This window comes from Campylobacter sp. US33a (assembly GCF_004378855.1).
Classification (GTDB): Bacteria; Campylobacterota; Campylobacteria; order Campylobacterales; family Campylobacteraceae; genus Campylobacter_D.
This window is the reverse complement of the sequence record NZ_RYYL01000033.1, coordinates 1-790: the sequence shown is the minus strand read 5'-3', so window position 1 is coordinate 790 and position 790 is coordinate 1. Positions and strand designations below refer to the sequence as shown.

The following is a 790-nucleotide window of genomic DNA, read 5'->3' as shown; positions in this document are numbered from 1 at the left end:
GGTAGAATCACTTCAAAACTCACGCTAAGTTATTTCACTTCAGATATTAACGCAGAAATTAAAGAAATCAGCACGAGTGAAGAATTTAATCCTATCAATCAAGATCCTATGCAAATGATATACAATCCTGACTTAAGAGAGAAAAATTACATAGTGATTAATAACTCAAGCACTAAACCACCTTGTTGTTTGAGTGACTTAAGATTTTATAAAAACGATGTGCTTTTAAAACCAAAATATGTAAGCGTTAATGAAGCTGGAAGTTTTGTGGAGGCGATATTTAGCACCGATGAGAGTTTGGACGCTAAACCTGCTGAATTTTTTGAAAGCATACCGCAAGATTATGAAATTGGCGAAAATGAATGCAAAATTACACTTGAGAGCTTGTATGGAGTTTATAACAAGGATTATGGTTTGCATAAAGCTTTATGGCAAGGTTTATCTTATGAAAATGGGCTTTATTATTACTGCGTGGATAGAAACAATAATTTTGATGCAATAAAAATCAAATGCGAACAAGGTATTAACCTAAATGAGCTTAATAAAATCAGCTTTGTTAATAATATAGGTAACACTTATAAAGGCTCATATTTAACCACTGATATCAAAGCCCAAAAATTAGGAGATGATGGCAATATAATTGCAAGTGCAAGTTTAAATGCACTCACACATAACCCACAAGCTTATGAACTTGATTTGAAAGGAGTAGAACAATGAAAGAAAACAAGTATTTTAAAATTGATGAATTTAAATGCAAATGTGGCAAGTGTGAGTTGCCGCCAAATGTCCC

1 protein-coding gene and 1 pseudogene are annotated in these 790 nt (G+C 32.7%); both read left to right on the top strand.

The annotated features are described in order from the left end of the window. Nucleotides 1-717 (top strand): hypothetical protein (locus ELQ16_RS10100; protein WP_166739691.1); only part of this gene is annotated, 717 nt, incomplete at its 5' end. Further along, a pseudogene (locus ELQ16_RS10370) lies at nt 714-790 on the top strand (peptidase M15 family protein); the annotation flags it as partial. The gene ELQ16_RS10100 and the pseudogene ELQ16_RS10370, both read left to right, overlap by 4 nt.